The 25613-nt window shown below is 46.7% G+C and carries 23 protein-coding genes; 12 read left to right on the plus strand and 11 right to left on the minus strand.

Annotation, left to right across the window (positions count from 1 at the left end):
• Window positions 1-482 precede the first annotated feature (482 nt).
• Both metH and ACO0KZ_RS03685 read left to right on the plus strand, forming a co-directional pair.
• Window positions 483-4247, plus strand: coding sequence for a methionine synthase (gene metH / locus ACO0KZ_RS03680; protein ID WP_422992865.1), 3765 nt, complete (start codon window positions 483-485; stop codon window positions 4245-4247).
• A gap of 78 nt (window positions 4248-4325) precedes the next feature.
• The gene (locus tag ACO0KZ_RS03685) at window positions 4326-4841 is read left to right on the plus strand and encodes a hypothetical protein (RefSeq protein WP_422992867.1); all 516 of its coding nucleotides are present in this window, start codon (window positions 4326-4328) and stop codon (window positions 4839-4841) included.
• 896 nt (window positions 4842-5737) lie between these two features.
• Here ACO0KZ_RS03685 and ACO0KZ_RS03690 read toward each other — a convergent pair.
• From ACO0KZ_RS03690 to ACO0KZ_RS03700, 3 genes are all read right to left on the minus strand, one after another.
• A complete protein-coding gene (locus ACO0KZ_RS03690; protein ID WP_422992869.1) occupies window positions 5738-5995 on the minus strand; it encodes a hypothetical protein in 258 nt (85 codons plus the stop codon).
• Between the two features lie 74 nt (window positions 5996-6069).
• Window positions 6070-7542 (minus strand): hypothetical protein, encoded by a 1473-nt coding sequence (locus tag ACO0KZ_RS03695; RefSeq protein WP_422992871.1) that lies wholly within the window; start codon window positions 7540-7542, stop codon window positions 6070-6072.
• A gap of 157 nt (window positions 7543-7699) precedes the next feature.
• Window positions 7700-8281 (minus strand): ATP-dependent Clp protease proteolytic subunit, encoded by a 582-nt coding sequence (locus tag ACO0KZ_RS03700; protein WP_422992873.1) that lies wholly within the window; start codon window positions 8279-8281, stop codon window positions 7700-7702.
• Window positions 8282-8602: 321 nt separating this feature from the next.
• On the opposite strand from ACO0KZ_RS03700, the gene ACO0KZ_RS03705 reads away from it, so the two are divergent.
• The 6 genes from ACO0KZ_RS03705 (at window position 8603) to ygiD (ending at window position 12977) form a co-directional block, all read left to right on the plus strand.
• Window positions 8603-9664 carry an alpha/beta hydrolase family protein gene (locus ACO0KZ_RS03705; protein WP_422992875.1) on the plus strand — a complete coding sequence of 354 codons (1062 nt, stop codon included), beginning with the start codon at window positions 8603-8605 and terminating at the stop codon, window positions 9662-9664.
• Between the two features lie 11 nt (window positions 9665-9675).
• Window positions 9676-10155, plus strand: a complete 480-nt coding sequence (locus ACO0KZ_RS03710; RefSeq protein WP_422992877.1) for a GNAT family N-acetyltransferase — start codon at window positions 9676-9678, stop codon at window positions 10153-10155.
• 86 nt (window positions 10156-10241) lie between these two features.
• Entirely contained in the window at window positions 10242-10709 is a 468-nt protein-coding gene (locus ACO0KZ_RS03715; RefSeq protein WP_422992879.1) for a hypothetical protein, read from the plus strand.
• A gap of 46 nt (window positions 10710-10755) precedes the next feature.
• Entirely contained in the window at window positions 10756-11448 is a 693-nt protein-coding gene (locus ACO0KZ_RS03720) for an aspartate/glutamate racemase family protein (RefSeq protein ID WP_422992881.1), read from the plus strand.
• Between the two features lie 7 nt (window positions 11449-11455).
• Window positions 11456-12160 carry an alpha/beta fold hydrolase gene (locus tag ACO0KZ_RS03725; protein WP_422992883.1) on the plus strand — a complete coding sequence of 235 codons (705 nt, stop codon included), beginning with the start codon at window positions 11456-11458 and terminating at the stop codon, window positions 12158-12160.
• Between the two features lie 31 nt (window positions 12161-12191).
• The gene (gene ygiD / locus ACO0KZ_RS03730) at window positions 12192-12977 is read left to right on the plus strand and encodes a 4,5-DOPA dioxygenase extradiol (protein WP_422992885.1); all 786 of its coding nucleotides are present in this window, start codon (window positions 12192-12194) and stop codon (window positions 12975-12977) included.
• 10 nt (window positions 12978-12987) lie between these two features.
• Here the strand turns inward: ygiD and ACO0KZ_RS03735 are convergent, their stop codons facing one another.
• The 5 genes from ACO0KZ_RS03735 to ACO0KZ_RS03755 form a co-directional block, all read right to left on the minus strand.
• Window positions 12988-14283: a glycosyltransferase gene (locus ACO0KZ_RS03735; RefSeq protein ID WP_422992887.1), complete on the minus strand. Its 1296-nt coding sequence runs from the start codon at window positions 14281-14283 to the stop codon at window positions 12988-12990.
• 85 nt (window positions 14284-14368) lie between these two features.
• A complete protein-coding gene (locus ACO0KZ_RS03740; protein WP_422992888.1) occupies window positions 14369-14887 on the minus strand; it encodes a hypothetical protein in 519 nt (172 codons plus the stop codon).
• A gap of 27 nt (window positions 14888-14914) precedes the next feature.
• Window positions 14915-15406 carry an asparaginase domain-containing protein gene (locus ACO0KZ_RS03745; protein ID WP_422992890.1) on the minus strand — a complete coding sequence of 164 codons (492 nt, stop codon included), beginning with the start codon at window positions 15404-15406 and terminating at the stop codon, window positions 14915-14917.
• A gap of 28 nt (window positions 15407-15434) precedes the next feature.
• The gene (locus ACO0KZ_RS03750; RefSeq protein WP_422992892.1) at window positions 15435-15656 is read right to left on the minus strand and encodes a VF530 family DNA-binding protein; all 222 of its coding nucleotides are present in this window, start codon (window positions 15654-15656) and stop codon (window positions 15435-15437) included.
• A gap of 2 nt (window positions 15657-15658) precedes the next feature.
• The gene (locus ACO0KZ_RS03755; RefSeq protein WP_422992894.1) at window positions 15659-16153 is read right to left on the minus strand and encodes an FKBP-type peptidyl-prolyl cis-trans isomerase; all 495 of its coding nucleotides are present in this window, start codon (window positions 16151-16153) and stop codon (window positions 15659-15661) included.
• Between the two features lie 256 nt (window positions 16154-16409).
• Between ACO0KZ_RS03755 and ACO0KZ_RS03760 the strand changes: the two genes are divergently transcribed.
• Together ACO0KZ_RS03760 and ACO0KZ_RS03765 are read left to right on the plus strand one after the other, a co-directional pair.
• A complete protein-coding gene (locus tag ACO0KZ_RS03760; protein ID WP_422992896.1) occupies window positions 16410-17267 on the plus strand; it encodes a PhzF family phenazine biosynthesis protein in 858 nt (285 codons plus the stop codon).
• Between the two features lie 120 nt (window positions 17268-17387).
• Window positions 17388-18620, plus strand: coding sequence for an MFS transporter (locus ACO0KZ_RS03765; protein WP_422992898.1), 1233 nt, complete (start codon window positions 17388-17390; stop codon window positions 18618-18620).
• On the opposite strand, the gene ACO0KZ_RS03770 is transcribed toward ACO0KZ_RS03765, so the two are convergent.
• The 3 genes from ACO0KZ_RS03770 to ACO0KZ_RS03780 all read right to left on the minus strand — a co-directional run bounded on the left by ACO0KZ_RS03770 (window position 18617) and on the right by ACO0KZ_RS03780 (window position 22368).
• Complete coding sequence (locus tag ACO0KZ_RS03770) at window positions 18617-19285, minus strand: riboflavin synthase subunit alpha (RefSeq protein ID WP_422992900.1); 669 nt, start codon at window positions 19283-19285, stop codon at window positions 18617-18619. The genes ACO0KZ_RS03765 and ACO0KZ_RS03770 overlap by 4 nt on opposite strands.
• Before the next feature lie 58 nt (window positions 19286-19343).
• The gene (locus ACO0KZ_RS03775) at window positions 19344-20291 is read right to left on the minus strand and encodes a LysR family transcriptional regulator (RefSeq protein WP_422992902.1); all 948 of its coding nucleotides are present in this window, start codon (window positions 20289-20291) and stop codon (window positions 19344-19346) included.
• Window positions 20292-20508: 217 nt separating this feature from the next.
• Window positions 20509-22368, minus strand: a complete 1860-nt coding sequence (locus ACO0KZ_RS03780; RefSeq protein ID WP_422992904.1) for a phosphoenolpyruvate carboxykinase (GTP) — start codon at window positions 22366-22368, stop codon at window positions 20509-20511.
• A gap of 399 nt (window positions 22369-22767) precedes the next feature.
• Between ACO0KZ_RS03780 and ACO0KZ_RS03785 the strand changes: the two genes are divergently transcribed.
• Both ACO0KZ_RS03785 and ACO0KZ_RS03790 read left to right on the plus strand, forming a co-directional pair.
• A complete protein-coding gene (locus ACO0KZ_RS03785) occupies window positions 22768-23724 on the plus strand; it encodes a D-2-hydroxyacid dehydrogenase family protein (RefSeq protein ID WP_422992905.1) in 957 nt (318 codons plus the stop codon).
• A 136-nt stretch (window positions 23725-23860) separates the two neighbouring features.
• Window positions 23861-25267: an L-cystine transporter gene (locus tag ACO0KZ_RS03790; protein WP_422992907.1), complete on the plus strand. Its 1407-nt coding sequence runs from the start codon at window positions 23861-23863 to the stop codon at window positions 25265-25267.
• Window positions 25268-25613 lie beyond the last annotated feature (346 nt).

A 25613-nucleotide genomic window follows, 5' to 3' on the forward strand; every position in this document is an offset into this window, starting at 1 on the left:
GCTTGGTTCACAAGTCATTAATAAGTTATTAGCAAGTAATTTTTTAGAACTAGTTAGCTTGATAAATAGATCTGATATCGGCTAGTTCAAATCGGTTCCCTCCTTAAGGCGTATGGCTAATTTGGCATACGCCTATTTTTTTGGGCATTTCGCCAGAATTCTTATATCTTTTTTCTATTTGCTAATAAGAGTGCGTAGGAAGTTCGTCGAGATAGCGCTCGGGCAGGCGGTCTTTCATAGCGAACAGCTTAGGTGTATCGAAGTAACATGGCATTTATGCAATGCGAGCCTGTTTAGGAAGTTCATTCGAAATCACGTATAATTTCAGCTTGTTTTCCTGCGCCGATTTGAGACTCAGATTGCGGGCGCGTAATAAGTGCAGCTAAAGGTAGTAATTTCTTACCAAATCGCACACTCATTACCCGATCCGCTATCTCAGCCTGATCGGGTTTTTGTTTTTAGCGTTCAATCAATCCACCACTATGTCCACCGTTCTGAAATCTTCCGCCACCGAAGCGCGCCTGCGCGACTTACTCAAACAACGCATCCTGATCCTCGATGGCGCGATGGGAACGATGATACAGCGCTATAAACTGACTGAAGCGGATTACCGCGGTGAGCGCTTTAAGGAATTCACCGGTCCGGCCGGCGTGCGCGAGCTCTTCGTCAAAGGTAATAATGAATTACTGTCCTTGACTCAGCCACACGTGATTCAAGAGATTCATGAGCAATACTTGGCAGCTGGCGCGGATCTAATCGAAACCAATACTTTCGGCGCAACCACGGTCGCGCAAGACGATTACCACATGGCGCATCTGGCGTATGAGATGAATGTGGCGTCTGCAAAGATCGCCCGAGCAGCTTGTGATAAATATTCGACACCAGATAAGCCCCGCTATGTAGCAGGGGCACTTGGCCCTACGCCAAAGACGGCATCCATCTCACCCGATGTAAATGATCCAGCCGCACGTAACGTCACTTTTGATCAATTGGTTGCCGCCTATTTGGAACAAACCCGTGGCTTAGTCGAGGGTGGTGCCGACGTCTTATTGGTCGAAACCATTTTCGACACCCTCAATTGCAAAGCGGCCTTGTTCGCGATCGATCAATATTTTGAAGAAACCGGTAGCACTTTGCCCATTATGATTTCTGGCACCGTGACGGATGCTTCTGGTCGCATTTTGTCAGGCCAAACCGTACCCGCATTCTGGAATTCTGTGCGTCATGCGAAACCTTTGACCATAGGTCTGAACTGCGCACTTGGTGCAGCATTGATGCGTCCTTACGCCGAAGAACTGTCCAAGATTGCCGATACTTTTGTCTGTATCTACCCGAATGCGGGTTTGCCTAATCCTATGAGTGATACGGGCTTTGATGAATTACCCGCCGATACTTCTGCACTGTTAAAAGAATTCGCCGAAGCAGGTTTCATCAACATCGCCGGTGGTTGCTGCGGCACCACGCCAGCACACATCAAGGCGATTGCCGAGATTCTCAAAACGCAAACACCACGTACTATTCCGACGATAGAACCTGCAATGCGCTTGTCTGGTTTGGAGCCTTTCACAATTGACGCGCAATCGCTGTTCGTCAATGTCGGTGAACGTACCAACGTCACCGGTTCCAAAGCATTTGCCCGTTTGATTTTGAACGAACAATACGACGAAGCATTAGCCGTCGCCCGTCAGCAAGTAGAAAACGGCGCGCAAATCATCGATATCAATATGGATGAAGCGATGCTCGATTCGCAGGCAGCGATGACGCGCTTCTTAAACTTGATCGCCTCAGAACCAGATATCGCACGCGTGCCTATCATGATCGACTCCTCCAAATGGGAAGTGATCGAAGCGGGTTTGAAGTGCGTGCAGGGCAAAGCCATCGTCAATTCGATCTCTATGAAAGAAGGCGAAGAACAATTCCTGCATCACGCCAAATTATGTAAGCGTTATGGCGCTGCCGTGATCGTCATGGCATTCGATGAAAAAGGTCAGGCTGATACTTACGAACGCAAGATTGAAATTTGCAAACGCGCTTATGATTTATTGATCAGCGCTTGCGATTTTGATCCCTACGACATTATTTTTGATCCGAATATTTTCGCAGTCGCGACTGGTATCGAAGAACACAATAACTACGCCGTTGATTTCATCGAAGCGACGCGCTGGATACACAAAAATTTGCCCGGCGCGAAAATCAGCGGCGGCGTATCGAACGTCAGTTTCTCTTTCCGTGGCAATGACCCAGCACGCGAAGCGATCCACACCGTGTTCCTATACCACGCAATTCAAGCGGGTATGACCATGGGTATTGTCAACGCTGGTATGGTCGGTGTGTATAGCGAACTCGATGCTGAATTGCGTGAGCACGTCGAAGACGTAGTTCTCAATCGTAGAGCAGACGCCACCGAGCGCATGATAGCATTCGCCTCGACGCTAAAAAACGGCGGCAAACGCGAAGAAGCGACGCTAGAATGGCGTAATGAACCAGTAGAAAAACGCTTATCACACGCGATGGTGCATGGCATTACCAATTGGATCGTGGAAGATACAGAAGAAGCTCGCGTTAATATTTTGAACGCAGGCGGCCGTCCTATCCAAGTGATCGAAGGCCCCTTGATGGCAGGCATGAATATCGTTGGTGATTTGTTCGGCCAAGGCAAAATGTTCTTGCCACAAGTCGTCAAATCCGCACGCGTGATGAAACAAGCGGTCGCGCATTTAGTGCCCTTCATCGAAGAAGAAAAGAAACGCAGCGGCGACAGTAAACCGAAAGGCAAAATCGTTATCGCGACGGTGAAAGGTGACGTGCATGACATCGGCAAAAACATCGTCACGGTGGTCTTGCAATGTAATAATTTTGAAGTCGTGAACATGGGCGTGATGGTGCCATGTTCCGAAATTTTGGCGCGTGCAAAGTTAGAAAATGCTGACATTATTGGCCTCTCAGGTTTGATCACGCCCTCATTAGAAGAGATGGCCTACGTTGCGAAAGAAATGCAACGCGATCCGCATTTCCGTATGATGAAGATTCCGTTGTTAATCGGTGGTGCGACCACTAGCCGTGCACATACTGCAGTCAAGATTGCACCGAATTACGAAGGACCAGTGGTCTATGTTGCTGATGCTTCGCGTTCTGTCTCTGTAGCTCAATCTTTATTGACGCCAGAAACACGTGATCAATACATTGCCGACCTCGGCACTGATTACGAACGTGTACGTACTTTGCATGCGAGTAAAAAAGCTACGCCCATGGTGAGCTTGAAGCAAGCACGTGCGAACAAAATTAAGGTTGATTTCACCGGCGACAAAGCACCAGTACGACCTAAGTTTATCGGACGTCGAATTTTCAAAAACGTCGATCTAGCAACGATTGCCAATTACATAGACTGGGGACCTTTCTTCCAAACTTGGGATTTGGCCGGTCCATTCCCAGCGATTTTGAAAGACGAAATTGTCGGTGAAGCGGCCAGCAAAGTCTTTGCCGAAGGTCAGGCGATGTTAAAGAAAATCATAGAAGGCCGCTGGCTGACCGCGAACGGCGTGATCTCTTTATTGCCAGCCAATACGGTGAATGACGACGACATTGAAATCTACACCGACGAAACGCGCAAAGAAGTCGCCTTCACTTATTACGGCACGCGTCAGCAAACCGAAAAAGCCATCATCGACGGCGAAGGTGGTACGAAAATTCAGCGCCCAAATCAATGTTTAAGTGATTTCATCGCTCCGAAAGACAGCGGCATCACCGATTACATCGGTATGTTCGCGGTCACCGCAGGCCTAGGTATAGAAAAGCACGAAAAGCGCTTCGAAGACGCGCACGATGATTACAGCAGCATTATGTTGAAATCGCTCGCTGATCGTTTGGCAGAAGCGTTCGCAGAATACTTGCATGAACGTGTGCGTAAAGATTTGTGGGGTTATGCGTCTGATGAGATTTTGAGTAATGAAGAGCTGATCAAAGAAAGCTATTCAGGTATTCGTCCTGCACCTGGTTATCCGGCTTGCCCTGAACATACGGTGAAGACTGCGATGTTTAAGCAGATGCAGTGTGAAGAGATTGAGATGTTCATTACTGAATCATGGGCGATGATACCGGGGGCTGCTGTGTCAGGTTTCTACTTTGCACATCCTGAGTCTAAGTATTTTAGTGTTGGGAAGATTGCTGAGGATCAGGTTGAGGATATGGCTGAGCGGCGTGGTGTTGATAAGAGTGAAGTTGAGCGGTGGTTGGCGCCGAATTTGTGATGATGTGATCGTCAGAAAATGCCAAGGAACTTGCCTCGAGAATGGACGAAGTTCAATTATAAAGATCCTGAGAAAATCTTGATTGGACTTCGAAAAATTCAAGAACAACTTAGCGTCTCAGACGTCGAGTATGCTGTCGCTGCGCTACGTACCAATCAATTAAAAGAATATCGAGAAGGTCGCCAAGCCGCATTGTTTTGTTATGGTATGAGCCAACTCTACGAGACCAAAGTTTATTTTGCCTTAGTGGAGCTCGAGGATTTTGATTTCATCGCAAGATTCGTTAAAGATGATATCGATCACTTTGTCCCGGTTCAACTCAAGGAGCTTACACCGGACTTCTTGCCTAAGCCCCGAACCTTGCAAGACGAGCTAGATAAGTTAAGAAAATATTCAAGAGATTTAATGATCGCATTTCACTTAAATCGAGATTTCAATTTCAACCTCAGTGATTTATCAATACCAGATAACGTCAGTAGTTTATGGTTTTTCGGCGCAATAGATAAACAGCAAACAAAATGGGGAATGACAGGGAATTTGGCTTCTAATAATTATATCTCGTTTGAATTTGAATATCCTTCTACCATTAGGTAATGTCATTTTTTCTGGGTTGATCAATATTAGGGTATTCCCCCTATTACAAATAAATTGACGTAATTCACTTGATCCATTTCTAGCTAAAAATCACTGAATTTTCTTCCTCAGTCTTCTCCTTCATTCGAAATCATCTTTTACAGGTCGGGGGTGGCCCGACAGCCACTATCTTTCTTTGCTTCGCCAAAGAAAGGTAGCAAAGAAAGGCGACCACGCTGCCACTGGCCTTCGGCTTCCCAATTATGCAGGACAAAAAATGGGAAAGCTTCGAAACTCGCTTCGCTCAAACAACGAAGCTTTCTTTATCCATTTTCTGTCCCGCACAATTGGCAGTGTCAGAAGTGGAACGGCGTTAAAGTCAAAAGCAAAAGCAAAAGCAACACAAAAACAATCGGTAACGACGGTCTTTCAATTTTCCATTAGCAGTTGTAGGTCGTTGTTTTTGATTTTTGCTTTTTGCTTTTGACTTACCCCCGTTTGAGACGATGTAATTTGTGCGTCACAGAAAATGGATAAGAAAGTGTTGCTGTCTGAGCCGAAGGCGAGTTTCAACACTTTCCCATTTTTTGTGAAGCACAAATTATGCTGAAGCGTAGCGTAAGCACCCCGAAGGGGCGAGGCTACGGTCGCCTTTCTTTTGCTTACTTTTTCTTTGGCGAAGCAAAGAAAAGTAAGTAGCTGTCGGGCTACCCCCGACCTGTGAACGCCAAGACCTCGTGGACATAGTTTGACGAACAGCAAAAAAAGCACCAACGCAAATTTCTAACTTTCACCAACTTACAAACACCCTCATCCCCAACCCTTCTCCCGCTTGCGGGAGAAGGGAGCATGCATAAGTTACTGTTGAACTTAGCCTTTTCAAGAAAGCGAAAAAGCTAATTTGCTTCCAAGCTACATCACACAAACACATCCACCTGCGTCCCCAAAATCGCACTAATCAAACCCCAACTCTTCTCCAAGGCTTTTTGCTCCAGAATTTGCTCTTCAGTACTTAAGATTTTTACCTCAACAACATCGGCAACATCTTGCCTCGCGTCGAGATGTGCTTGTGACTCGGCGCCTACCACTGCTGGCTCGCCGCGTTGTTTGACTTGTTGATATGCCCGCATGGCGTCGTTGCCGATGGGGGACGAACCAATGCTAATTGACATCATGTCTCCACACACTATTGAGTCTGTTAGCTTAAAGTAACGCGCAACTCAGGTATGTCTGGAATAGAAGGAGGAAGCTAGTTGATCTTAGGATTTGTCGGGCGCTTTTTTATGTTTTGCTTTTGGCCTTCCAGCTCAGCGATGCGTTTATCTAAGTAGTCGTGTAGTGCAATACTATTCGGCTCATCTTCTTTTCGACTTGGAAAACTCCACCAACGTCCCTTTTTCGCATCTAATAAAGTCGGCAAGTCCGGTTCGCCGACTACCTCTAGTAACTTATCAATATCGTCCGTTTTCGTATCGTCACGCCGGTAGCCAAAACGACGCTTTAACAACTCGATGCTGAGTGGTGACGTATCTGACTCGATAAAACTCGTACTCACACCACGCTCAATCAAATGCAACAAAGCGCTGTCATCGGTATAGTCACAAAAACCATTCCAATTACTACTAAAAAATTGATTCCCATGACTATCCGTCTCCAAAAGCGATATGCCTATTTTTTCCAAGCGGTTTAATTTGTCATAAGTGATTATTGTCGTGGGCGAACTATAAATGACGTTCCACCACACGGGATGGTAGCTGCCATCATTGAATCTGATCGGGCAATTAACCGGCAAATCCATTTGTTGAAACGCGCTCAGTCCCCTTTCATCGATATTGTTTCTGTAGATTTCCTTTAGTAACAAGCTACGGTACGGACTGCATCCGTTTTGAACTGATACCCCATTGGCTTTTTCGTAGGAGAGAATGGCTTTCAAGCTTACGCCGACCCGATCGCCGTAAAACGGTGGTGGCTCATTCGTGCGTGGATCTCCAATACGTTTCTTGAGACAGCTTCCGATCAAATGGTCAATGTCTCCAGCGCCCAAACCCTTACCTTTTTCTGTAATTAATTTATCCGCCTGCGCTACTTGTCCCGCACATACCGCAGTCACTATAGGGTTGCTGTTATCAGATTCGATCACATGCTCACTATCGATTCTTATTTGGTCTAGATACTGCTTGATCGGCTCTCGCGTAGAAAGCAAAGTGAATACCGCGAGCGCCCAAAACGCCAGGATCGCACACCACATCAACAGGGTTTGCCCTATGGTGCTCGCATCAACTGGCGCATCGGGATTAATTGCTTTGCGCGTCCAGACCAATACGGCTAAAACAATGGCCAGTGCCGGATAGAGCAAATGGGCTTGTAAAGCTAATACATCGAGATACAAGAAAAGGTAATTGGCATCCTGTTGCGCCGTAATTTTAGCGAGAAATTGGCTTAAATAAATACAAATGGGAATGAAGCCGAGTGGCGCTATGCCGATTAAACGCGCAAGCTTTCGCTCCCAACGCAGCGAAATCCATAACGACACTATGCCCACGCTGCAACAGACCAGCAAGGCGAAGAATACGGGTAGAAAAGCGATACCTATGATGAGCGATAGAGGAAACATACCTATACTGATCAAGCCCAGCATGACCAACCATTTCGCTGGAATGACAAATGCCGTAAAAGCGACCAAGGGAAACAGTGCGTAAAACGCGAACCGATTGCGCATCATAATGAGGGTCTTAAAAAGAAGTGAAGGGAATATCTCGAGAATGCATTCATCATCACAAATTCTCATAGGGATGTTGCTTGAGAAAACTCGCGCGTCATAAGCACAAAAAAAAAGTGAAACTTACGCTTCACTTTTTTTACTGACCGTCTACTATCGCTTACGCATCCAACTCAGTTTGCTGCACGATAATGCGAGAAACCAGACCATACTCTTTAGCTTCCACGGCGCTCATCCAATAATCACGTTCGATATCTGCAGTGACTTTTTCTAAAGTCTGACCTGATTCTTTGGCGATTAAAGCTGCAATACGTTCGCGGATTTTGACGATTTCACGAGCCTGAATCGCGATATCTGTCGCTTGTCCGCCAGCGCCACCGCTAGGTTGATGAATCAAGAAACGCGTATTTGGTAAACAAACACGGAGTGCTTTAGGCACTGCCAAAAACACGTTCACTGCAGCACTACCAACCCAGCCAGTACCGACCACGCGCACAGGGGCGTCGATAAAGCGAATGATGTCATGAATGACATCGCCGGATTCAACATGACCACCTGGCGACGACACCAACAAAGTAATTGGGTCTTTAGATTCAGCCGACAAGGCAATCAAACGCTTACTGACATCTGCGGCCAATTTGTCGTTAATCGTTCCAAACACCAAAACGGTACGAGATTTAAATGCTTTTTCTTCCAAAAAGGGACTACGTGCTTCGTTATTGCTTTCTTTTTCTTCAGACATAATAAACTTCCTGTTAAGTGGTATTGGTTTGCGCCAGATATTCAAAATTGCCTAAATCAGCCTAGGCGGATAAGTTAGCAAGCTTAGGTTCTATCTTACTAAGATAAGCTGGCAGCGCAAAGACCACATGCTACCCGATTTTACGGCTTCTGACTTGTGCTTGCACGCAGTTGCTAGACGAATCACCACTTGAATCGAGCCTAGATCATCTTCGTCTTGCTATTCGACAAACGTGGATGTCACACTCTGATCCAAAACCAAACTGAACTTTCAAGCTACAATCGATTCAAAAGTATCAAACCACTTTATGGTAATCGGCAAATGAAAAACCCTCGCTCATTCATAGCAAAACTCTTATTCGCTGGGTTCTGTGGCATAGCATTTAATCCAGTGGGCATGGCGCAACAAACTGATACCGCTTCAAGTGTAGTGTCTCCCTACCGAGCAGAAGATAAACTATCCATCGATGAAAGCTTGTATGAAACACGTATGTTCGAGTGGTCTGATCCGGGTCGCAATCGTGCTGTTCCCGCCAAGCTTTACTTACCGCGCATGTCGGCACCTGAACAAAAGCTGCCTTTAGTGATTTTCTCGCACGGTTTAGGCGGATCACGCGAAGGGTATAGCTATCTCGGCAAATATCTGGCCAGCCACGGTTATGCCAGCCTACATCTGCAACATACTGGTAGTGACAGGAGTTTATGGACAGGCAGTCGATTCACGCTGCTATTCCGACTAGCCGATGCCGCCAGCGATACCGAAGCAATTGCTAGGGCGCGTGATACTAGCTTTGCCCTTGATCAGCTTTTGAGTAGTGAGCTTGTGAATCAAATTGATTCTGAACAAATCTTTATGGCGGGTCATTCTTTTGGTGCCAATACCACAATGCTGATCGCGGGTGCTAGCGTGACAGATAGCACGCTAAAAAATGGGACAGGTAAGGAGCAGGCATTGCAACTCACCGACAAACGCATCAAAGCCGCTATCCTGATCTCTGCGCCACCGTTTTACGGCAAAGGCAATGTGAAAAACATACTGTCCGATATCACTATTCCTAGCTTACACATCACCTCAACCAAAGATGACATCAATATTCCCGGCTATGGCTCGGGAGTTGAAGACAGAATCAAGGTGTTTAATGCGATGGCATTGCAAACTCAAGCAAAGAAAAGTCTGTTGGTCTTTAAGGATGGCTCCCACAGTATTTTTACCGATAGAATGAATACGGGTGGAGAAGAACTCAATCCCAATGTAAAACTAGCGACACGCAGCGCAATCAGAGTGTTCCTGGATCACCTGCGTGCCAAAAGTGAATTTAGCCTGAAAAACTGGCAGCTAGAGTATTCCGCCTTGTTAGCACAGTTTGAAATCAATACTCAATAAATTACTAAAACATGAGCCTACATATACGCCGCGCCACCGCTGAAGATGCCGATGCCATCAGTGCCTTAGTACATAGTGTGGCGCACTACTTCACCATTCATGCCGATGGACGTGGCGCAGAAGAATTTTTCAAATCGATTACCAGCGCGGCGATACGCGGCTATTTGACATCGGATCAGTATGTCTATTGGCTAGGATGCAATGAACAAAATCAAGTGATCGCAGCCATTGCCTTGCGCGACAATAGCCATCTTTATCACCTGTTCGTCGCCAGCGAACAGCAATCGCAAGGCTATGCCAGACAACTATGGCAACAGCTGCAAACCCACGCAGCGCAACAAGGTAACCCTGGCAATTTCACCGTCAATGCCTCGCTTTTCGCGGAAAAAATGTACGAAAAATTTGGCTTTATACCAACAGCGGAAAAACAAGAAATGCACGGTTTACAGTTTATCCCTATGCAAAAAAAAGCGGATGCTGAAATACGCTGATTCCAACTGAACAGCTCAGGCATCGGGCGGGCAAAACTTGTCAATTGCGTTTATGATGTCTGTCTCCACTTATTTCGCTTATCACCATGCTAGGTCCCACGTCTTATTTGCGCGCAATACTAAGCGCCCTTGCTGGCTCACTCTTAGGATTAGCATTACTGGTGCCTTTTGCACAGGCACAGGTTTTAACTCAAGTGAATAAAGATTTGGGTAATGGCTTTCACTCGCAAGAATCCAAACAAATTAATGTGCCCGGACGTTGGCATAGTAATCAAAGTTTCAAATTTTTGTACTTCGAAAAACGTCATCTCTGTCAATGCAGCGAGTTTAGTATTTCGCCTACTGGTCAGATCGCGCTATTTCAAGATACAGGGACAAAAGTGATCAGCAGTTTTAAGGTAGCAAAGAACAGCATCACGCCCTACCCCAAACTACCAGCAGGAAAATTGAAAAGCGTAACTTGGTTAGCGAAAGAAAAACAAGTTACGCTGGAATTATTGACGCAAAAAGATGGCACAGAAACGACCATCAAAAAACGTCTGACTTTGAAGTAGCCGCGCTTTAACTTTTTATAGCAACGACATTCGATTTGGAACTCACATGAAAACGCTTGGCTTAATTGGTGGTATGAGTTGGGAATCCACCATCCCTTATTACCGTGAAATCAATCAAACCGTAAAGCAAACATTGGGCGGATTGCATTCTGCCAAAGTCATCATTTTCAGCGTCGATTTTCACGAAATTGAAGTGCTACAACGCAGCGGTGATTGGGATAGTGCGGGAAAAATTTTGGCCAATGCGGCACAAGCATTGGAACGCGCCGGTGCCGACATGCTGGTGCTATGTACCAACACGATGCACAAAGTAGCACCAGCGATTGAAGCTGCGGTAGCGATTCCACTTTGTCATATCGCCGATCCTACTGCAGAAGAAATCAAAACACACGGTTATCAACGTATCGCATTGCTAGGCACACGCTTCACAATGGAACAGGCTTTCTACAAAGACCGGCTGCAACATGCGCACGGCCTCGATGTAATCACGCCCGATGAGGCGGATCGTCAAGTCATACATCGCATTATTTACGAAGAACTTTGCCTCGGCAATATCCAAGAAAGCTCTCGCCAAGAGTACATACGTATCATCGATAACTTAATCAAGAATGGGGCACAAGCCATCATATTGGGCTGCACGGAAATTTCTTTGCTAATCAATCAGAGCCACGCGAGTGTGCCATTGTTTGATACTACAGCGCTGCATGCTCGTAAGGCGGCATTGTGGGCACTAGACTAATTTTCCCATGACACGATTGATACTCCTACCTGGAATGGACGGAACAGGTGACTGCTTCGAGCCCTTCCTTGAGCAATTAGATTCGAGTATTCCCAGAACGGTAATCTCCTATGATATACAACATCCTTTCAATTATGCTGAGTTGGAAATACAGGTAAGAAATCAACTACCGACAGACGAGACATTCGTGATTCTTGGAGAGTCGTTTTCTGGCCCGATTGCCATCTCAATTGCTGCCAATCCACCAGCAAATCTGATCGGTGCGATTTTTGTCTGTACTTTCGCTCGTAACCCGTTCCCCATATTTAATGGTGTGCAAGAAATAATCGCTAAGCTACCGTTGAAACTGGCACCGTTTTTTATAATTCAGCATTTCATATTAGGGAGATATTCAACGTCTTCGCTTAAGAAGATGTTGGCTCAAGCCATTGCGAAAGTAAGCAATGATGTTTTCCAAATTCGTGCAAAAGCAGCGCTCACTGTAGATTACTCCAATCTTGCGAGACAAATTAAAATAAAGTGTTTGTCGATAGTCGCTAGCGAAGATCTGCTGATTTCAAGCGCTACCTCAGAACATTTAGCACATGGCATTAGGAATATTGAAATAGAGAAAATAAAGGCGCCACATTTTGTTTTACAAGTAGCACCTCAATTAGCGGCGCAGACCGTACAGAGATTTCTAGAAAAATGTGGTACAGATTCGAAACGCTAATCGCCAAACTACACCGTCGTAAGGACATCTCATGATCGAACCCAGACAACCCGCCCTTTTCCTCGGTCATGGTAGTCCTATGAACGCTTTGGAAGAGAATCAGTTCACCCAAAGCTGGTCGCAGCTGGGTCGTGAGTTTAGCCAAGGTGGAAACAAACCTAAAGCTATCCTCATGATTTCAGCGCACTGGATGACTGATGTTGTCGCCGTCACAGCGATGTCGCAACCTAAGACTATTCATGATTTTGGCGGGTTTCCGCCGGCGCTATTCGCGATGCAATATCCAGCACCTGGCAGCCCAGAACTAGCCCAGCGCATTGCGCAAGCATTGGCGCCTATGCCTTTGATGCAGGATCAGAAATGGGGATTGGATCACGGCGCCTGGTCAGTCTTAGTGAAGATGTTTCCTGACGCAGATATTCCGGTTGTTCAGCTCAGCCTAAATCTCAATGAGAATGCAGCGTTCCATTTCAATTTAGGTCAACGCCTCGCTGGTTTACGTGAAGAAGGTGTGATGATCATTGCGAGTGGTAATGTGGTGCACAACTTGCGCCGTTTGGATCCTCGTGTTGCCAGCTTTGATTGGGCGCAACGTTTTAATGGCGTCATTCGAGAAACAATACTCAAAGAAAATTTCGCGGATGCGGTCAACTATGATCAATTCGGCACTGACGCGCAACTTTCCGTGCCAACCAGTGAACACTATCTACCTTTGCTATACATACTCGGTGCAAAACATCCTGACGATCAGATCAGAATTGAAAACGACGAAATGGTGATGGGATCTATTAGTATGATGTCGGTAATATTGAGTTAAGGATAGTTATTTAAGTTTTTTGATTTTTTAGGCTAATCCATTGCGACATATACTGCGTGCTTTTATGCAAATGATGTCGCAACATCGCCCCGGTAAAATTCTGCAATCGTCGTTGGGTTTGCTGCTGACGAGCTAGCAACAAGGTTTGCAAAAAAAGTGAGGTGTTAGCCTCACGATCAAACAATTGTCGCATAATCGTCTGCCCCTGCTGCTGCGATAATTGCCATAAGTTCTGATCTAGATATAGCCGCACCGCAGCTTCGGCGTAAGCCTCGCTCTCATCAGCAAGCAAACCGCCCCAAGGCAAATCTCCACACATGCCCTCAATACCGATCTGTGTCGTCACATTAGGCGTCCCAGCCGCCATCGCATCGGCCAATTTACCTTTAATGCCCGCGCCAAAACGCAAAGGGGCTAAGCAGACTCTGGCTTGTGCCATGACCGTCTGTGCATTCTCAGCCCAACCGCGCAAATGAAAGCCTTGTTGCGGTTGATGTAAGGCCATCGCCTTGGGTGGCGGGTATGCGCCATACACATGCAACTCGGCTTTTGGTAGGTGTTGCCGAATACGCGGCCAGATCGCGTGTTTCAACCACAGCACGGCATCCCAGTTCGGCGCATGACGGAAATTACCTATGCTAATGAAATGCTGGCGCTGTTCGTAAGTACGCGTGGAAGTCAGTTGTGACGTCTCGGTCGGCACCAACATCAGATTGGTCTCGCACAACAAATAGTCAGGCACGGAAAAATACTGGCGCAATAAATTCACTTCAAAAGATGAAATCATCAAACTCAAATCACAACGATAAATCGCAGCAATCTCACGCTGTGCCAAATCACTGTCCGCCATGCATTTATACAGAGTGGCTGCGTCTGCCGTGACTGCCGCAACTTGATGTCGCTCAGCCTCTTTGGCATTCGCTGGCATCGACTGCTTTAGGAGTTGCTGGCGCGCCTCACGTAAGCTATGCAAGTCACAGGTATCGAGCACGCGCAAGGCCTGAGGACAATATTGCGCCACTCGCCAACCAAATTGTTCTTCCGTGAAAAAACGGTCAAACACCACCAAGTCAGGCTGGTAAGTTTGTAGCAATTGATCAAAGCTGTCGCAATTAATTGCGATTACTTTTTCTGCGATATCTAATGCTGCGAGGTAGGCTCTGTGCTCTGACAAACTGGCGGCACTGGCGTACAGCACTTGCCAATTTTGTTGGCGAAACAGACGCAAAAATTCCATGGTCCGGCTACCAGCTGCGGACGAATTCGGCTCCGGCCAGACATAGCCTAGATATAGGACTTTTTGCATAAATCTGGGATGTTTTTTTGAGGTATAAAAAGGATGCAAGACGAGTTCAATTACGTTACCAACCGCATCCTCTATTTTGTTTTGTCTATTCAGGCCAGATAGATAAAACCAGTTGTTCCACATCGTTTGGATCGGCGAGTTTCTTCTTCGCTTCTTTCCATGCTTCTGGTTCTGGCACTGCTTTTTCCGTATGTTTCGGCGTTTCTATTGCCATCTTAATTGCAAACACCACGATGCCGTTATCAACCGCAAAAGGACGTAGTTTCTTAATCGCCTCGACAATTTCGTAATCGTAGTATTCATGTAAGGCTGGATCCATATCTAACCAGACTGCCGTTTCCTGATCGGAACGAACTGCCACGACGATATAGCCATTACCTGGTTTCACTTGCGACTTTTTAAGCACTTTGGCGACTGCGGTTTGCAAACTACGTGTGTAGACTGACATCTCCTCGAAATTAACTTTCTTCGCCTTTAAAGTATCTTCTTCTTGAAAGAAATAGACAGAGTCAAAGCGCGGCACGATGGGTGCCTCGCAGGCAAGCAGGCTCAGCAGCAGCGCCGTTAGCACCGCAAATAAAGGGAAGCGTGATAGTCGATTCATGTGATACCTGCGTCCAAAAACTGTGATTTAGGAATTGGTGACGAACACACCTGCACTGCGATCTTTTTGCACGTTATCCCATGAAAACACCTGACCATTCATCGCAACATAAACGCCGGGTGCCAATAATTGCGCTACACCGCAAGCAAATCCCAAGTTAAACAAGGCATCTGAATTGGCGATTTCGTAAGGAATCATTGCGCCCGTAAAAACGATCGTCTTATCTAAACTAGCGCCCCCCAAAACCTGCGCCGTTTCACGCATGGTGTCGGTGCCATGAATAATCACGATCGCTTTTTCTGGTGAATTTTGACAGGACTGCAAAATCTCTTGTCTGTCTTTATCCACCATATCAAGTGAATCAATCAAGCTACTACGCACTTCTAACTCGACTGGCACTGTTAAGCGTGCACGCTTTAAAACGTCGGGCAGTTGGCTTTCAGAAAAAGTCAGCTTGCCTGCCAATTCGTCGTAATGTTTATCAAAAGTGCCACCAGTGGCAATGATTCTTAATGTCATACAATTTCTTTCTTGGTTTTACAAATTTTTATTCTTTAATTTCAGTGCGCGTTTCTATACTCAGGTACAACTGCTCAACTTTAGTTCTGGCCCACGGCGTCTTGCGCAAAAATTTGAGGCTAGACTTTATGCTAGGCTCGTTTAAAAAACATTGAACTGGTACTAACTCGCCCAAGCGCTGCCAGCCATATACGGCCACCAATTCTGTCAACAGCGCTTCCAAAGTCACGCCCTCTAAACTACGTGCCATTATCACTTCTTCACTGAGACTAATTCAACGTCAAATACCAGATGTGAATTGGGTGGAATATTGCCGGAACCCTGCGTGCTGTAACCGAGATATGCAGGAATCAATAAGGTACGTTTACCGCCGACTTTCATGCCCAGCAAACCCATATCCCAACCACGTATCACCTGACGCATGCCTAGCTGTATGCTTAATGGTGTGCCCGCATCGCGTGAGCTATCAAACTTTGCGCCATGCAAATTCAGTGCTTTATGGTTGTACAGCCAACCGGTGTAATGTACTTCAACCATGCTACCGTTAGTCGCTTCCTCACCCGTACCGATCACGGTATCGATAATGCCAAGCTTAGTAATATGCAAAGGCGCTGGTGCCACCGCTTGTGGCGCACTGGCAGTGCTTGCATCCGCCTGTGCCTGATTTGCTGAATTAGGAAGTGCCGACTGGGTCTGAGCGCAAGCCAGAGTGGAAAAAAACATGCCTAGGAAAAAACTGTATTTCATAAAACGTTCCAAATCAATTAAATAGAAAAATTCAATATATGCCGATAGCTGCATGATAATCGAAAAATTTATGAATTTATGGGGAATTTACGGCCAACTTGCTGCGAATTTTGCTATTTTAAAACTAGGCTCTGGCGAATTCAGGCGGCATCCGAGCAAGGTGCCGCAAACCCAAAGTAATTTACCTCTACAATGTTAAGCGTCTGGCACCCGCCAGCAGACGACTAACAAAATTTACAAAGCGATAAACCTGCCCATGCAAACTGAAAATTTTTATCATGTTGACGTGTTTGCGCATGCGCCCTTAAGCGGCAATGGCTTATGTGTATTCCTCGACACAGAAAACTGGAGTGATGAACGTATGCAGAGCCTGACGCAAGAAATGCGTCAATTCGAATCTATCTTTTTGTCCGGAATCAGCAGCTCAGGGGCACGCGCTCGTATCTTCACTGTAGAAGAAGAATTACCGTTTGCTGGGCATCCAGTATTGGGTGCTGCTGCAATTTTGCATCGTACTCAGGCGGCGGCAAGTGACTATGCGCAATGGACGCTGCAGCTCTCGCAGAAAGCCATACAGGTGGAAAGCTGGAAACACAAAGATTATTTCGTCTGCCAAATGAATCAAGGCCGCCCCCGCATTGATGCTCCCATATCGTTAGAACGACTCCTGCCTATCCTTCATAGAATGAATTTAAGACCCGAAGATGTTAGGCAAGACTTAGCCGCACAAGTTGTTTCAACGGGTTTGGATTATTTGATACTTCCTGTGCATAGTCATGCTTTAGAAAAAACGACTATCTGCGGACTGGATCTGGAAACGGAATTGTTGGAACTCGGTGCCAAGTTTGTGTTTGTGCTTGATGTCGAACACCGAGAAATACGCACCTGGGATAATTTGGGCAAGGTCGAAGACATTGCCACTGGTAGTGCCGCCGGTCCGGCTGCAGCTTATTACCACATGCATGGCTTATCAGGCGTTAACGATGTCGTACAGTTCCATCAGGGGCGCTTTCTCGGTCGTCCGAGTCGCTTGGATACCTTGATCAATCCACTGGGCGAAGTCTTGGTGAGTGGCCAGGTTTGGCCCGTTAGTAAAGGAATATTAGAAATGTAAATGGCATACTCACGACGACTGAATGCTCAATGTGCAATCTAGGTGGTGCAAAGTGAAGACCAGCACAACAAGGTACAATCCCAGCATCCTTGGCTTGTCCGCATTTGTCCCACTTCCCTTATGAAAACCCCATTACTAATCACCGCCGCCTGTTTATTGGCGATACTCTCAACGATAGGCGCATCGCTGCCTTATCCGATTTTGCCGCCCTTATTCGCCGCCGATGCGAGCAATGATCTCAATCATTTTTTAGGTTTGCCGCCGAAATTATTATTTGGTATCGCCTTGAGTATTAATCCACTTGGATTACTTATTGGCTCTGGTTTGCTTGGCCCATTATCGGATCGCTACGGGCGTCGCCCTATCTTATTGGGAAGTGCGGTTGGCGCGGCGATTGGTCATGCGATTACAGCCTGGGCCCTGATCGCACAATCTTATCCCTTGTTTATTTTTGCGCGCTTTGTTACCGGTTTATTGGAAGGTAATTCTTCCGTTGCCCGTGCCATGCTGGCCGATAGGCTGACAGGCGACTTACGGGTACAAGCCTTGGCGTGGCTGAATGGTGCGTTTTATGCGGGCTGGTTAGCTGGGCCTTTGTTGGCGGGCATCACGTTAATCTGGGGCATCACCGTACCGTTTTGGACTGCCGTAGTGGCCTTGCTATTGACCGCGACATTGATCGCAATCGCCTTGCCCAAAGAAGCAGAATCGCATTTAACCACCTCCTGGTGGCAAGTCGCGCGAGACAAACACTCACTGAATCTGGTGCGTGACCCCGTTATGCGCACCCTGTTTATTATTCAACTTAGTTATACCTGTGGTGTTACCGCGTTTTATGAATTCTTCCCGCTGTGGTTAGTTGAAAATGGTGCTTACGATGCGCAAGGCATCGCTTGGGTGACCGCAGGTTTGTGCGGTTTGATGATGTTCAGTTCTATCTTTGCCGGACGTCCGAGCAAAATCGAGCCATTAAAACGGGTGCGCATCCATGCCTATCTTGCAGCGCTGGCAATTGCCTGTGTTGGGATAGGAAATATTTGGTTAGGGTTAATCGCGATTATTCTATTTGGCTTACCAAATGCTTTTTACAACGCCGTGCTGCCAAGTTGGTGCTCAGAAAAATTTGGGCATCACGGACAGGGCGCAGTGATGGGTTTAATTTCCACCACTTTTTGCCTGGCCAATATCATTATGGCTTTAGCCGGTGCTGTGCTGACTTTAATCGACACCCGCGTCATTTTGTTACTAGGTGCGGCGCTCAGCACCTGGGCTGCCTGGCGTATCGGTGTTTGGAAAAAACATTTGGAGTCGAATTTAGAGTCTGACAAACAAACTATCCTCACTCCAAACTAAAGCGCTTTTCCTTGCTGCGCCAGCAGTGTTTCTAAGGCTGGCAACAGTGGCCCCAAAGTTTCTTGCAACATACTACGCACGGTATCGACCACGACTTGGGTCTGTCTTTCGATTTCTATGTTCACCGCATCACCGACTTGCTTTTGTCCAAAAACTGTCATGCGCAAAGTCTCTGGAATTAACCAGACTTCAAACCAATGTTCGTCGCGATTGGCTTCTGCAATCGTCAAACTCGCACCATTAATCGCGATATAACCTTTAGCAAAAATGTAGCGCATCCATTGCGCGGGCACCGCAAAACGCAAGACGTAATTGTTTTCAATTTGGCGAATCTGCGCGATCTTTGCCACAAAATCAACGTGCCCGGATAGTGGATGACCGCCGATTTCTGCGCCATCTTTAGCAGCACGTTCTACGTTCACCTGCACTTGTTCGCCATATGCGCCTAAGGTGGTAATGCTCAAAGTCTGTTGCATGATGTCGAACTCTGCGGCATTCGGCAATAACCTGGTCACTGTCAGACAAACGCCATCGGTTGCGACACTGGCACCAATGGCGAGATCATGATCAAAACCCTCGGGGAAGGCCAATTGCACGGTACGCAATCCAGTTTGATCGACGATTTTTTGTATTGTCGCTACACCTTGCACGATACCTGTAAACATAATTTCTTTCTCTTACTATCTTTTGACCAAAAACCACTTAGCTAACATTTAGCTTTCATTAAGGTGTTTGAAACATTTCGTGCGTCATATTGACAAAATGGTCGCGCAACCATTTGTGTGCTGGATTGCGCGCATCTCTCTCATGCCACAGCATATCTACGTGTACTTCAGGCGTTTCAAAGGGCAATTCTTTCCACACCAAGGAATCACTCATGCCAGTCGATGCAATGAAGTGCAAAGGTAGTACTGTCAGCAAATCAGAATTCGCCACGACTTTACCGCCAGTAAAGAATTGATTCACCGTCAATAAGATGCGTCGCTCACGTCCCATTTTCAGCAATTCATCATCAATCAAGCCATGGGCGCGTCCGGAAAAACTCACTAGGCAATGGTTCGCTTCGCAGTACTTATCCAGTGTCAATTCCTGCGTGGCAAGAGGATGATTCTTACTCATCACGCACACATAATGGCCAGAGTACAAGCGCTCATGGCGAATCGGACTGCGTGCCGCACCTTGACCGCCGGACAATTGGGCAACCACACCTGGGAAAAATCCTACCGCGATGTCAATATCACCTTGGATCAACAACGGCCGTGGCTCGCGTGTTGTCAACGGCACCATACGTGCATTCATGTGCGGCGCTTCGCGTTCAAAGGCGGTGATTAACGTGGGCATCCACAAGGCAGCGGTCGAGTCCGCCATCGCCATCCTGAAAGTCGCCACCGCTTTTGATGGATCAAAACTGGTTGGCGCGATGGCCGCTTCTAACGTCGATAATGCTTCGCGTATCGAAGGCCACAAAGTCTCCGCGCGCGGCGTCGGCTTCACGCCGTAGGCAGTGCGGATCAGTAATTCATCATTCAAGGAGTAACGCAAACGCTTAATGGCATTCGATACCGCAGGCTGCGTCATCGCCAGTTTGTCCGCCGCTCGGGTCAAGTTTTGCTCGACCATGACTGTGTCAAATACGCGCAATAAATTAAGATCCAGGGTCAGGAAATTCATGGGCACGCTCCTTATTAAGTCTTGATTATCCCAGATTTAGACAAAAAAGTTGCGATGCACAAAAAAGCGCGCCCCCCCCGTTTTACTGGTGAGCGCGCTTTAAGCTACCTTACCAAAGCCTTAGCTGCTTTTTTTGACTATGTGTTAATGGCAAATAATTATCAGCAATTTACATTACTTACCGCCAGTAAAAGCAAAAACGGCCAGCCAAAACAGCCTAAGACAAACGGCTCGCCAAGCTTGCTTTGGTCGCTTCCAAAGCTGCTGGCAGGCGGTATTTCAACTTATCGAATAGTTCTGTATGCAATGCTAACTCAGCATTCCATGCGTCTTTGTCGATAGAAGTAATCGTCTCAAATTGCTCCGCTGTGAAATTCAAACCATCCCACGTGATGTCTTCAAAGCTTGGACTGATACCAAAAATGTTTTCCTGACCGGTCGTCGCGCCGTCAATGCGTTCCAACATCCACTTCAAGACACGCATATTTTCGCCAAAACCTGGCCAGACGAACTTACCATTCGCATCGGTACGGAACCAATTTACGCAATAAATATTTGGCTGTTTAGCACCAAGTGAAGTGATTTTCTCACCCATGTTGAGCCAATGTTGGAAGTACTCACTCATGTTGTAACCCATGAATGGCAGCATCGCGAATGGATCACGGCGGACAATACCTTGTTGTCCAACTGCCGCAGCGGTGGTTTCTGATCCCATGGTCGCAGCCATGTAAACACCTTCAATCCAATTGCGCGCTTCAGTCACCAAAGGCACCGTAGTTGAACGACGGCCACCGAAAATGAATGCGGAGATGGGCACGCCTGCTGGATCGTCCCAAGCTGGATCGAGCACTGGATTTTGTGTTGCAGCGACGGTGAAACGTGCGTTTGGATGCGCGGCTTTGCGGCCGGTTTCCTTCGCGATTTCTGGAGTCCAGTCTTTACCTTGCCAGTCGATCACATGCGCTGGCGCTTCTTTACTCATACCTTCCCACCAAACATCGCCGTCATCCGTCAATGCAACATTGGTGAAAATCGTGTTCGCGGTCAGTGAAGACATGCAATTGGAATTAGTCGCCGTATTGGTACCCGGTGCCACGCCGAAATAACCCGCTTCCGGATTAATTGCATACAATCGGCCATCAGCACCCGGTTTGATCCAAGCAATATCGTCACCAATGGTAGTCACTTTCCAGCCTTTGATCGCTGGGATCAACATCGCAAAGTTGGTCTTACCACATGCAGATGGGAAGGCCGCTGCGACATAATGTTTTTTGCCTTCTGGAGACTCAACGCCCAAAATCAGCATATGTTCAGCCAACCAACCTTGGTCACGTCCCATCGTCGAAGCGATACGCAGTGCAAAACACTTTTTGCCCAACAAGGCATTACCACCGTACCCGGAACCAAAAGACCATATTTCACGCGTCTCTGGATAGTGCACGATGTATTTTGTAGAGTTACATGGCCATGCCACGTCTTGCTGGCCAGCCGCCAGAGGTGCACCAACTGTGTGCATACAAGGTACGAAATCACCGTCGGTACCAAGCACGTCATAAACGGCTTTACCCATACGCGTCATAATGCGCATATTCACGGCAACATAAGGCGAATCCGATAATTCCACGCCAATGTGCGCGATTGGTGAGCCTAGCGGTCCCATAGAGAATGGCACGACATACATCGTGCGACCACGCATACAACCGTCAAACAAGGGATTTAAAGTTGCGCGCATTTCGTCCGGCGCCATCCAGTTATTGGTTGGACCAGCATCTTCTTGCTTCGCGGAACAGATGTAAGTGCGATCTTCAACGCGTGCTACGTCTGACGGATCGGAACATGCCAGATAACTATTTGGACGTTTTGTTTCGCTTAGTTTCTTCATGGTGCCAGCGGCAACCATGAGTGCGCACAAGCGGTCGTACTCTTCTTGCGTGCCATCACACCAATAGACACGGTCTGGCTTAGTCAAAGCCGCCATTTCTGCCACCCAATTGATGAGTTTTTGATGTTTTACGTGCGCGGGCACATCTTGCAAATAAGATGCGGCAGCTACGCCTTGTGTGTAAGGTTGATTCATAATACTAACTCCAATGCCATTTCAATAAAAAATCGGTGTAGCGGCACGGCAAGAATGGCTAGGGAAGCGGGTGAAGCGAGCAAGTGGTATTTATGTGAACTAAATTCGTTTCCGAACTCAATGTCCACTTAGGGTAAATCCAAGCTCAAGCATAACCAGCACGATAGCGGCAATTTTTGTCGGAATCAGGAACACAGACAAGGTGAAATTTGGAGTCTGAGATCCAAGCTTACGTTCTATGTCTGTTAGGAGAAGAGGCACGAAACGGAAGATTCAAAAAGCTACGTGCAGCGTATTCTACACCGACCTGCCAAGATCTGGCGAAAATTGCGTCACAATCCATGTCAAAATGGAACTGTTTTTGAAAATATACTTACCGCTCTAAGCAAAAGGCAAAATATGAAGATTGCGATCTTAGATGATTATCAAGATGTAGTGCGACATTTAGACTGTTTTTCATTGCTCAAAGAACATGAGGTTAAGGTCTTTAATAACCGCGCAGTAGGCTTGGGGCAACTGGCAATTCGTTTAGCCTCTTTTGACGCACTGGTATTAATCCGCGAACGCACCCTGTTGAATCGAGCTCTAATGAGTAAATTGCCAAATCTTAAGTTGATTTCACAAACCGGCAAAGTCGCTGGCAATGTTGACATCTCAGCAGCGGCCGAATTCGGAATCACAGTTTTAGAAGGCAACGGAGACCCGACAGCGCCGGCCGAGCTTACTTGGGCGCTGATCATGGCGTCCTCCCGCAAGATCACCAACTACACCCAACATCTGCAGGACGGACTATGGCAAACCGCCTCAATTCATCCGCAGTACAATCAGTTAGGCAGGGTATTGAAGGGGCGCCAGTTAGGTATCTGGGGCTATGGACGCATTGGTAAACTAGTCGCAGGATATGCACGTGCGTTTGGCATGCGCGTCGTCATTTGGGGTAGCGAAGCGAGTCGCGAACAAGCGGAACAAGACGGCTATCGAAGTTCGGCTTCACGACAAGAATTCTTCGAAACCTCCGACGTAATTTCACTGCATTTGCGGCTACATCCAACGACCCGAGGCATAGTTCAACTTAGTGACCTACAGCGCATGAAATCTGATGCACTAATCGTCAACACCAGTCGCGCAGAGTTAATTGAAACGGATGCGCTGACGCAAGCTTTGTCACAAGGACGCCCTGGCTTCGCCGCGCTGGATGTATTTGAAAACGAGCCGCTGCCAAAAGACTACGCGCTAAGAAGCAGAGAAAACGTCTTACTCACACCACACTTGGGCTACGTAGAAAGGGACAGTTACGAGCTCTATTTTGGTACAGCATTTCAAAACATCATTGATTTTTTCGAGTGCAAAAATTAGTTTCTATGTGTTTCGTCAGCATAAATAGGACTGAGCCAAATAAGCAAAACGAATTAAGAAACAAAAAATCAGCATAATATATTTGGAAAGATATCAGCTAGAATGCCCACTCCCATAAAATTACGAAAAGCAAATAATGAGCTCTTCTACTCCCCTATTAATTCTAAACCTCAGCGGGGCAATCGCAATTTGTAGCTTGCTATACTGGCTGCAAAAAAAACACATCACTTTTACCAAACGAGTTTTTACAGCCCTTAGCCTCGGTGTTCTATTGGGCGCAGTTTTCCAGATTTTCTATGGCGTCGAGTCGCCAGTCATTAGCAGCACAAATGCTTATTTGGATATTATTGGAACAGGCTATGTAAAATTACTGCAGATGATAGTCATCCCGCTGATATTAGTATCGATCATCAGTGCAATTTTAAAACTGAAGGATGTCAGCTCACTTGGCAAAATCAGTGGTCTAACTATAGGCACTTTACTCGGGACCACGGTCATTGCAGCCTTAGTTGGTTTGCTCATGGCGAAACTCTACGGTCTCACTACCATAGGCTTGAATTACACCTCTGCCGAATTCGCTCGCGGACAATACATGGAAGGCACATTAGCCAGTGCGAAAGCGATCACCCTGCCTAGCATGTTATTAAGTTTTATCCCAGAAAATCCATTTCTAGATATGACGGGAGCACGCAAGACTTCGACCATCGCAGTGGTGATATTTGCTATCTTTATTGGTGTCGCCGCGACCGGGATCGCAGAGAAGAAAGCTGAAATATTTAAATCATTCGCACACTTTATTGAAGTGGCGCAAACCATTGTGATGCGTTTGGTTACACTTATTCTTCGACTCACGCCATTTGGTGTTTTCGCCTTAATGACTCAAATTGTCGCTAAATCAAATAAAAACGATATCCTTAATTTAATCAATTTCGTACTAGCATCTTATAGCGCGATTTTCATTATGTTTGGAGTACATTTGGCAATTGTTGCTGCTTGCGGCTTAAATCCTAAACGCTATGTGCAGAAAATTTTCCCAGTATTAGCATTTGCGTTTACGTCGCGCACCAGCGCAGGCGCAATTCCTATGAGTGTACAAATTCAACATCGACGTTTAGGTACACCGGAGGGAATCGCTAATTTCGCAGCCTCTTTTGGTTCGACCATGGGGCAAAATGGATGTGCAGGGATCTATCCCGCAATGTTAGCCTTTATGATCGCCCCAACCGTGGGTATAGACCCATTGTCTTTTTCATTCATTGCGTCACTGATTGGCATCATTGCCATAAGCTCCATTGGTGTCGCTGGCGTCGGAGGCGGTGCTACTTTCGCAGCTTTAATTGTATTGTCATCATTAGACTTGCCCGTCGCTTTAGCTGGCTTGTTAATTTCCATCGAACCTCTAATCGATATGGGGCGCACGGCATTAAACGTCAGCGGCTCGATCGCCGCAGGCACGCTCACCAGCAGGATAATGGGCGATACTAATTTTGAGACATTTAATCAAGATCAAGATGATCTAATTAGTGCTGACCAACCTCAATAAATCGAGATTTCAATTTTGTATTCTTGACGCCTGCTTTTTCAAGAAATTCTGCACGGTCAGGTGTGGATCAATAAATATATTAATTGGCATTTCTTGTTGCTCCGGCGCCCATAAAACGTTGTATTTTTCACTCATCCTCATGGCAAATGTTGACACTATGAGCGAAGAAATGTTTCTATGCAGATCGGGTACTTTTAATGTTAATTTACTAAACTGATTTTTCAGCTTTAAGGGAATCAGTTTACTAAAGCCGCATTTTAAATAATGCGTTGGCAAGAGGATTACCGCGTTCGTATCCGTAGTAGGAGGGGAAATCCCTACTGGTTACCCGCTAGAAGGGTTCGTC

The sequence above is a fragment of the Undibacterium sp. Di24W genome (assembly GCF_049340325.1).
Lineage (GTDB): Bacteria > Pseudomonadota > Gammaproteobacteria > Burkholderiales > Burkholderiaceae_D > Undibacterium.